This window comes from Micromonospora sp. NPDC003776 (assembly GCF_053605645.1).
Genome location: NZ_JBSGJR010000937.1, coordinates 1 through 1,389, shown reverse-complemented (window position 1 = coordinate 1,389; position 1,389 = coordinate 1). Strand labels below are relative to the sequence as shown.

1 protein-coding gene is annotated in these 1,389 nt (G+C 76.4%); it reads right to left on the bottom strand.

The genetic code is table 11. The features are described from left to right. A partial coding sequence (locus ACWEVO_RS36520) for a hypothetical protein (RefSeq protein ID WP_452311949.1) occupies positions 1–1,389 on the bottom strand: 1,389 nt, incomplete at both ends.

The window sequence follows — 1,389 nt, the reverse complement described above, 5'->3', positions numbered from 1 at the left end:
GTTCGCCGCCAGCAGCGCGGCCCGCAGCTGCTCGGCGGCCGGGTTGGCGATCGCGGCCTGCAGAGCGGTGTCGGCGGCGCGCAGCGCGGCCTGGGCCGCGTTCGCCCGGCCTTCCAGCTCGGCCAGGTCCACGCCGGCGGTGCCGGGGGTTTCCGGCAACGACAGGTCGTCGGGCGTGATCGGGCGGGCGTTGTCGAGCGTCTCGCGCAGCGACTGGGCCAGCTCCATCAGTTCCAGCAGGCCGATCTTGTCGGGCAGTTCCGGCTCGCGGCTGACGGTGACCTGTACCGGGGCGTCCGGGGGCACGCCGGCGGGCCGGGTGCGTACCGCGTCGTACACCAGCCGCTGCTCCAACTCGGACAGCTGGTTGCGTTCGTTGGCCAGCGCGGCGTACACCACGTCCAGCGGTGACGGTGCGGGCCTGACCTGGTCGAGCCGCCGCTCCGCCTCGGTGAGCACGGCACCGCTGGCGGGGTCGAGGTAGCGGACCCGGTAGCGCACCCGCTTCGGGTCACCGAGCAGCCGGCCGGCCCAGGCGTCCAGCCGTGGCTCGGCGGCGGCACGGCGCGCGTACGTCGGGTCCGGTGCCCAGCCGGCGGCCCCGGCGGCGGTGCCGGGCAGCAGGACGGCCAGCCGGTGGGTGACGCCGGTACCGGAGTGCGGGGTGTAGATCGCCTCGAGCTCCGGCGGCGTGCCGCTCGGCTGGGCCGCGGCGCGCAGGGCGGCGGCGGCCCGGTCGGTGTTGCCCCGGCCGAGTTGGAACACGCCCTCGGTGAGCAGGATGTCGCCGAGGGCGTCCACGCCGTCGTCCAACTGCTCGAAGACGGCCTGCACCGCGTCGGCCGCCTCGGCGCCGGGCCAGCCGGGCGCCAGCGTCCGCCCCTCGGCCACCCAGCGGCGGTGCAGTTCCAGGGCGTCGACGACGTTGCGGGCACCGAGCGCCTCGACGGCCGGGCCGTCCGGCGCGGTACCGGTGGCCGGCGACGGCGCGACGGCCCGGAAGTCGTCGATGAACCGGGCGAGGCCATGCTCCTGGAGCACCCGTTCGAACCGGTAGCCGAGCAGCGCGCCGAGGGGCTGGCCGGCCCGCACCCCGTCCAGCAGCGACAGCGCGACCCGTACCCGGTCCGAGGACAGGTCGATGCCGAACGGGCGGCGCACTCCCCCGCCGTCCGGGTGCGACCGGTACCCGCTGGCGAGGATCGCCGCGGCGGTGGCGTGGGCCAGCGACGGTGTGTGCACGTAACCGTCGCTGCTGCCGCCGTCGCCGCGCCGGATGTCCTCGACGATGCCGTACGCGCCCAGGTGCAGGCCGCCGCTGGCCTGCGGGCCGCGGATCGCGTGCAGGCGCCGCTGCGCGAATGAGGTGATCCAGGCGTCCAGCCGGTG